This is a genomic window from Rhodanobacter sp. FW101-FHT13A11, assembly GCF_058790335.1.
The window spans coordinates 26,700-33,702 of sequence record NZ_JBYTCN010000020.1; the positions used below are offsets into that span (position 1 = coordinate 26,700).

A 7,003-nucleotide genomic window follows, 5' to 3' on the forward strand; every position below is an offset into this window, starting at 1 on the left:
ACATTTGACAACGAGTAAATGTCTCTACCCCTTTGTTTCTGGTTCTCCCTGAATTCGAGTACGCCTGGATGGCCTTGGCCGCTACCCGCTATGCTCGGCCTGCACGGCGCGGGGGCGCCGATCATCGGGGAAGCAATACATGACGACACGATCCAAGGGACCGTCGGCCGGCTTTGGCTGGCTGAAGAACGGCATCAGCGTGGGCTTCCGCCATCCGAAGCCGTTGTTCGGAGGGGCAGCCTTCCTGATGGTGGCGTGCCTGCTGCCGTCGCTGATCACGATGCCGATGCAATTCCACGCGATGAGCGCGGGCACACCACCGAGCATGACAACGTCCGTTTTGATCATGGCCATCTCCGTGTTGTTCGGGCTGCTGATCATCCCGCTCTACGCGGGCTATCTGCAGCTGGTCGATGCGGCCGAGCGGGAGCAGCCGGCCCGTGCACTCGACATCTTCAAGCCCTATCGACAAGGCGAGGCATGGCGGCTGATCGGGCTCGGACTGGCGAACTTCGTGGTCTACATCGCCGGGATCGCCATCATCATGGTGACGGCGGGAAGCGGCATCGTCAGCTGGTACATGCAAGCGATGGCTGCACAGGTCAACCAGCAGCCGCCACCGGCGCTGCCCGGCGGGTTCTGGGTCGCCGTGGCGCTTCTCATGGTGTTCGGTCTGTTGATGATGGGTTTCTATGCGATCAGCCTCGGCCAGGTCGCGCTGAACCGGCGCAACGTGCTCGGCGCCATCGGCGACGGCGTCACCGGCGCGCTGAAGAACGTGTTGCCGCTGCTCCTGTTCGCACTGAGTTCCATCCTTGCCTGGATCGTCGTGGGCATTGTCCTTTTGATCGTAGCCATGCTGCTCGCCCTGCTGGCCAAACTCATCAGCTCCTGGCTGGTGCTCGTGGTGATCATCCCGTTTTATATCGCCCTGATTCTGGTGATGTTTACGATGATGTTCGGGGTGATGTATCACCTGTGGCGCGATGTGTGTGGCGACGACATCGTGTCTGACATAACTCCGGCGCTCACCGCCTGATCTGCCTTATAAAGCGAACGGGGTCAGGTTGAGCTGACCCCGGTTTGCGGAAGCGAATCCACAGGGAGCAGCAAGGCATGGAATCACCAAAGCTCACATTTGCGGCGCTGGATGCAAGGATCGAGGCGCTACCGGTATCTCCATCGGATACGGCTGCCTTTCCGAGGAAAGCCAAATGGGGACTCACTGCTGCGGCTGCCGGCGCGCTGTTTGGTTTGCTGTGCGGCAAGCTACTCCCAAGCAACGAGATCTACACCGTTGTGCTCGTCTCGATCGGCCTGGCTGTGGAAATCGGCGGTGTCGCCATCGCTGCGATCTCCCAGAAACCGAAGAAGTGGCCGACGTTTGCCAGCAAGCGTCGTGATTTTGCCGAGGAGCTGGATTTCGACTTGCCTCATCATCTGGCACTGGTCGAGTGGTTACGAACCTTCCCGCTCGACCAACGCGAAACGCTGAGCGAATTCGTCGGCTATCGCAACGAGCGGATGAAAGAGAAGCTTCCCATGCTCACCGGCAGCATCGAAAAGCTCGGTGCACTCCCCATCGTCATTGCGCTCTACCTGCAATTCAAGGACATGCACTGGCCGCCGCACCTCAGTTGGGTGGAAATCTTTTTGATCTTTGTAATGGTCTTGGGCTACTGGCTGAGCGTGTTGCAGATCAGCGTCAGGCTACGGCTTCAGCTCTATGAGACGCTACTCAGGAAGGCGCTTACGTAGACAGGAACTCTGCGTAGCCTGTCTGGTGCAGTGGCGCATACGTCCCCGCAAAACCCGGCGATCCTGAGATAGTGCCCCCGAAGTGCACCCTGACCCGTACTCTTCATTCTTGAGAAAGTGCGCTTCGGCCCCGATGCTCTTGATCCTGCGACTCCCTCCAGCATGTGGCCATGTTCGACAAAATCAGAAACTGGCGCGTACGGCGCACCATCGCCCGCCACCCGATCGCCGAATCGCTCTGGCGCGATGCGCTGCAGCGCTGTACCGCAGCGCGCCGGCTGGGCGCTTCCGACCAGGCCACGCTGCGCGTGCTGGCTACGCTGTTCCTGGAGGGCAAGTCGCTGGAGCCGACCCAGGGCTTGCATCTGGACGACACCGACCGCGTCCTGCTCGCGGCGCATGCCTGCGTGCCCATCCTGAAACTGGGCATGGATTGGTATGACGGCTGGCACAGCCTCATCGTGTACCCGGACGCGTTCATCCCACGCCGCCCACAAATCGATGCCGCGGGCGTGGTGCACCAGACCAATAGCGTGATGGCCGGCGAGGCATGGGGGCGCGGGCCGGTGATCCTGTCGTGGGCGGACGTGCTGAACAGCGGGAAGAAACCGGGGCACAACGTGGTCATCCACGAAATGGCCCACAAGCTGGACATGCTCAACGGCGACGCCAACGGCTTTCCGCCACTGCACCGGCGCATGGATCGCCGCGCGTGGTCGCAGGTCTTCTCGAGCGCGTGGGACCGCCTGCAGGAGGAACAACGCAACGGAGCCGACTTGCCGATCGACCCGTATGCCCTGGAAAGCCCGGCCGAGTTCTTTGCGGTGGCCAGTGAGCAATTCTTCGAGGCGCCGGCAACCTTGCGCCAGCACTTGCCGGACGTCTATCGGCAGCTCGAGCAGTTTTATCGGCAGCATCCGTTCTGAACGCCCAGTGCTGATCAAAGCGGTCCTGAGCCCGTTCCGATGACCCTTGATTTCCGGCCTTGGTCGCCCACCGCAAAATTTCGCGCTATGGTTCGCGGACGGCATTGACTCAGGGGGAGACATGGCCAGACGCAAGGAAAGCGGGATCGAGGTTGTTGCCTCGATGCCATGGCCGGTCGGCATCGTACTGGGCCCCCGAAGGGGCCGGAGGGAATTAATTCGGTTTAATTCCCTCCGGCCCCTTATGCTTTATTGCTTTATGCTCTGTCGTCGCTCTGTCCCCTTATGCTCTTATGCTCCTCGTGATGACCCTAGAGCCTAAGCTGCCAATGACTGGGCCCGAGTCCTTTCTGCGGATAACGGCCACGCGCCAAGCGGCGCCACGTCCATGGGGCGGTGTCTTTGCTCGATGCGGTACACGGCCTGTGCCTCCTCCACGCCGGTCTTCGGACCGCGCGCCAGCCCGAGCCGCTGTGCATTTACGTCGTCAATGATGTCGCGCAGCTTCTCCGCGTTGGAGAAGATCGCATCCCCAAGGGTCGACAGCGTGTGGGCGGCGAACTCGGCGTCATCGTTCGCGATCACCACATCGCCAAGGGCCCGGATCACACCGATCAGCAGGTTGATCTCGTCGATCTGGTCCAAGGTAACGCCGAAGATGTAGCGACCACCAGCGCCGTCAGGCACCCCCTGCGTGGATCCAAGCTCCGCGTCGGCCCCAGGCGCAGCCTCCCTTTCGGACCGGTATGCCGGCCACGAAATTTCGTCCAGCACGAGCCCGATCTGCTCCGCCAGCAATTCCAGGCAGATCGCCACTTCGCCCACGCGCATCTCGGGGACCCCTTCCCGCTCCTCGTCCGCTATCCGCGGCTGCGCCAGATGCGACAGGAACTCGACGTACTCGCGCAGCTTCTTCAGCCGGAACTGGCTGTCCTCCGGCAGGAAATAGCCCGTCGTTTCCAGATCATCCGAATCGAACTTCGACATGGTCGCCTCCTCGTTCCATGAATTGCCCGTCCACGGCATGACGACGGACGGGAGGTCGGGAGGCTAGAAACCGCCAACAGACGGCGGCGTATTCCCCCGAAGGATGTTGTATTGGCCGCCCTGCCCGACGCAGGTATCACGTCGGTTTGCACCGGCGAACAGGTGCAACCCTCCAATTTGTCGCAAGTGAACCCGACCAAACCCGACTCCGTTCTTGGCGGCTCCGTTTGGCCATCGAAGCCACCTATCCCGCTGCGCCGGCCCTACCAAATCGACCGTCCATGCAAGTCAGACAAGTCAAGAGAAGTGCACCCTGCCCTGTTTTCTCGAACAGCAACCTCATGCTCAGCACCTGCGCGAATTGACGACGCGAGCATGGCGCCGCTGCCGGCGCAACGCCCCGCTGCCACTTCCGAAGGTGGCACGCGCCGCAGCGAAACCGGCCGCAACGTGCTCGACAAGGCTGGCAACGGTGGCTGCGATGCACTTCATGGTTGGCACATTGCAACTTATACGTGGACTTGTCAACAACTTGAAAGTGCCACCATGAGAATGCGGGTGCGCAACAATCGTTGCAACCACTCAATGTCGCCACGCGTGCACGCTTGGCGACGACGCAACCACAGGAACCTGGATGGCTGCCCCCTACGAAGAATTCGCGGAGCGCCTACGGCAAACGCTGGACCGTGCCCGTTTCGTGGAAGGACGCGGACGAACGGGCGCCCTGGCCGACCGCTATGCCGTGTCGCGCGAGACCGTCCGCAAATGGCTTACCGGCCTCACCCTGCCCGAGCTTGCCCGCATCATCGAGCTGGCGAAGGATTTCGACGTCAGCTTCGAATGGCTGGCCACCGGCCGCGGGCAAGTCCACCTGGGGGTGGGAGAAAAATCCCCCGCCTATCGACGCCTCACCGACAACGAGGGCCGCCTGCTCGATGCCTTCCGCAACCTGCCCGAGCCCAAGCGGCGGCTGTTGGTGGATTTCCTCTCGTAAGGCAAAAGGTGTCAGGGACAATTTGAACGTCCCGGCGGCCGTCCGACCGGCCGCACGGTAGCGAATCGGCCTGTCCTGGCTTCAACCCACAACCGGAACCGATCCGTCCCCAGCACCTTCTGCTGTTGCAAATGGATGCGGATCTCTTCGACAAGTTCGTCGGACAACACCTCGGCGAACAAAGCCTGGTACGCCGAGCTGCGACTTGCCGGGTCGTTGCCAAGCCCAAGGTACTCGCGATGCGGAGTGAGCAGCGGATCCGTGCGCCCCTCTGCGTTGGCACCGTAGCTCGACCACGGGTACTCGTTCGGCTGGGCCACCATCCACGCGCGAACCGGATTGAGCTCGATGTAGCGACTGCAGGCCAGAAAGTAGCGCTCCGAGTCCACCAGGCAAGCCTTGTAGCGTCCTTCCCACAGAGTACCGGTGCGGCCATGGCGGCCGTTGAACGAGCCCACGTAATTGCGCGCGAAGGTATGCATCATCCTCGACACCGCGCCCGCCTCAGGCGGGGTCAGCAGCAGATGCGCATGGTTGCTCATCAATACATAGGCGTGAAGCTTGCAGCCAAAGCACAACAACGCCTGTCGCAGGCACTGCAGGTAACGCTGGCGGTCCTCGTCGTCCAGAAAACACGGCAGACGATTGTTTCCCCGCTGCACCACGTGCTGCGGAACGCCGGCAAGTTCGAAGCGTGGAAGTCGGGCCATGCCGGACAGAATCGCCCACTGCCCTGCACACCGCGATCAGTGCAAGCCGCGCCTCACCCTCATCCCGACCGCCAATCCCCTGTCAGAAATTGTCCCTGGCACCTTTTTTTGCAGCCGAGTGAATTCGCTGCGCGGACCTGCCCTGGCGGTGCCCGCGCAAGCACACCGGTCGACGTCGCCGCCAACCAAGGCGGGTCAGAGTCACTTACGATCCGGCCTGTGGACCAAATCAAACAACTGCAGGTGGCTTTGATCCAGTTAGCTGCAAGCCCCAACCGCTGTCAGAAATTGTCCCTGACACTTTTCCTGGCACCGGTTTTCCAGCCGCCTCGGTCTCCGCCGCCTTCTGCGCGAGTTCCTTGATCTTGAGAACACGCAACTGTTCAGACTTCTTGAGTCCTTCGCGAGCTTCTTTGATCACTTCGTGGGCCAGATTTTGGCTGGTGTGATGCCGCTTCGCGTCGATAGCGGCATCCAACCTTTGCTGGGCTGCCTTGATCGCTTTGTCGACGCGGTAGAGGGGAGCATGCGGGTTCGTGGTCAGGGGTGGGTCGTAGCTTTTCGTCATAGTGTATCTTCGTGATCAGGACGGCACGATAGCCCGGTTGACCCCGCTCCGCTCGTGTATCGTCGTTACCCGCTTCAATCAAAGCGGGTCAGCGCCCTTCCGTTGGTCGCCCGTCGCAAGATTTCGCGCTATGGTTCGCGGACGGCATTGAATCAGGGGGGAGACATGGCCAGACGCAAGGAAAGCGGGATCGATGTCGTTGCCTCGATGCCATGGCCAGTCGGCATCGTGCTGGGCCTGATCGGGTATATCGCCATTCGCTACGGGATCGGCTGGCTTCTCGGCACGAGCAGCAATCCATATCTTTCAGGCATGGGGAAATTCGCCGCTACTGGGATCTACGCGCCACTCGCGTGGTTCGTCTTTGTCCTTTGCTGGATTGGCGCCCTCATATCTTTCCTGGGACAACGCAAACGCAGACACCTCCTGAATACCCAGACCGGGCTGGATAGCCTTCGCGCCATGAGTTGGCGCCAGTTCGAGATGCTGGTGGGTGAGGCGTTTCGTCGTCGCGGCTACACCATCCAGGAAGCCGGACTTGGCGGCGCAGATGGCGGAATCGATCTGATTCTGCGCAAGGATGGCGAGACCACGCTCATACAGTGCAAGCAATGGAAGACGCAGCGTGTCGACGTCAAGGTCGTGCGGGAGATGTTTGGTCTGCTGGCGCATCACGGCGCCGCTGCGGTGAAGATCGTCGCGGTGGGTGACTACACCGCGGACGCGCAGCGCTTTGCACAAGGCAAACCCATCGAGCTGATCCATGGTGAGGCGTTGCTTGCGATGGTGCGCGGAGTTCAGACACCAGCACCAGCCAAAACCGCGACGGAAACGACCAGACCCGTCATTACGACCACACCGGACCCGGCACCTTCATCGAATCCCGTCTGCCCAAAGTGTGGCGCCGATATGGTCCAACGCTCGAATCGTCAAACCAAAGATCACTTTTGGGGTTGTGCGAAGTATCCAGCTTGCCGCGGCACTAGGGAAACTCTGATTTTGCCCAGCGGTCGAAGCCTGACCTGAGGATGGATGGTACGCGATGACGCCCAAGCAGATG

General features: G+C 61.1%; 8 protein-coding genes. 5 read left to right on the forward strand and 3 right to left on the reverse strand.

Translation table 11 applies throughout. The features are described from left to right. Positions 1-139 precede the first annotated feature (139 nt). The 3 genes from AC3WRN_RS16010 (at position 140) to AC3WRN_RS16020 (ending at position 2,684) form a co-directional block, all read left to right on the forward strand. Positions 140-1,039, forward strand: a complete 900-nt coding sequence (locus tag AC3WRN_RS16010) for a hypothetical protein (RefSeq protein ID WP_492623724.1) — start codon at positions 140-142, stop codon at positions 1,037-1,039. Positions 1,040-1,116: 77 nt separating this feature from the next. Beyond that, positions 1,117-1,758: a hypothetical protein gene (locus AC3WRN_RS16015; protein ID WP_492623725.1), complete on the forward strand. Its 642-nt coding sequence runs from the start codon at positions 1,117-1,119 to the stop codon at positions 1,756-1,758. A gap of 170 nt (positions 1,759-1,928) precedes the next feature. Further along, entirely contained in the window at positions 1,929-2,684 is a 756-nt protein-coding gene (locus tag AC3WRN_RS16020; protein ID WP_492623726.1) for a M90 family metallopeptidase, read from the forward strand. A 318-nt stretch (positions 2,685-3,002) separates the two neighbouring features. Here AC3WRN_RS16020 and AC3WRN_RS16025 read toward each other — a convergent pair whose 3' ends face one another. Further along, positions 3,003-3,671: an XAC0095 family protein gene (locus tag AC3WRN_RS16025; RefSeq protein ID WP_492623727.1), complete on the reverse strand. Its 669-nt coding sequence runs from the start codon at positions 3,669-3,671 to the stop codon at positions 3,003-3,005. 634 nt (positions 3,672-4,305) lie between these two features. On the opposite strand from AC3WRN_RS16025, the gene AC3WRN_RS16030 reads away from it, so the two are divergent. After that, a complete protein-coding gene (locus tag AC3WRN_RS16030) occupies positions 4,306-4,665 on the forward strand; it encodes a helix-turn-helix domain-containing protein (RefSeq protein WP_492623728.1) in 360 nt (119 codons plus the stop codon). Positions 4,666-4,676: 11 nt separating this feature from the next. Here AC3WRN_RS16030 and AC3WRN_RS16035 read toward each other — a convergent pair whose 3' ends face one another. After that, the gene (locus tag AC3WRN_RS16035; RefSeq protein ID WP_492623729.1) at positions 4,677-5,375 is read right to left on the reverse strand and encodes a transposase; all 699 of its coding nucleotides are present in this window, start codon (positions 5,373-5,375) and stop codon (positions 4,677-4,679) included. A 229-nt stretch (positions 5,376-5,604) separates the two neighbouring features. Next, positions 5,605-5,943 carry a hypothetical protein gene (locus AC3WRN_RS16040; protein ID WP_492623730.1) on the reverse strand — a complete coding sequence of 113 codons (339 nt, stop codon included), beginning with the start codon at positions 5,941-5,943 and terminating at the stop codon, positions 5,605-5,607. Positions 5,944-6,108: 165 nt separating this feature from the next. Here AC3WRN_RS16040 and AC3WRN_RS16045 point away from each other — a divergent pair, with 165 nt between their 5' ends. Then, positions 6,109-6,969, forward strand: coding sequence for a restriction endonuclease (locus tag AC3WRN_RS16045; protein WP_492623731.1), 861 nt, complete (start codon positions 6,109-6,111; stop codon positions 6,967-6,969). The last annotated feature ends 34 nt before the right edge of the window (positions 6,970-7,003 follow it).

Coding starts and splice junctions, on each gene's coding strand:
- AC3WRN_RS16025 (WP_492623727.1), bottom strand. CDS start 3,671: ATGTCGAAGTTCGATTCGGATGATCTGGAAACGACGGGCTATTTCCTG.
- AC3WRN_RS16015 (WP_492623725.1), top strand. CDS start 1,117: ATGGAATCACCAAAGCTCACATTTGCGGCGCTGGATGCAAGGATCGAG.
- AC3WRN_RS16030 (WP_492623728.1), top strand. CDS start 4,306: ATGGCTGCCCCCTACGAAGAATTCGCGGAGCGCCTACGGCAAACGCTG.
- AC3WRN_RS16035 (WP_492623729.1), bottom strand. CDS start 5,375: ATGGCCCGACTTCCACGCTTCGAACTTGCCGGCGTTCCGCAGCACGTG.
- AC3WRN_RS16010 (WP_492623724.1), top strand. CDS start 140: ATGACGACACGATCCAAGGGACCGTCGGCCGGCTTTGGCTGGCTGAAG.
- AC3WRN_RS16040 (WP_492623730.1), bottom strand. CDS start 5,943: ATGACGAAAAGCTACGACCCACCCCTGACCACGAACCCGCATGCTCCC.
- AC3WRN_RS16020 (WP_492623726.1), top strand. CDS start 1,929: ATGTTCGACAAAATCAGAAACTGGCGCGTACGGCGCACCATCGCCCGC.
- AC3WRN_RS16045 (WP_492623731.1), top strand. CDS start 6,109: ATGGCCAGACGCAAGGAAAGCGGGATCGATGTCGTTGCCTCGATGCCA.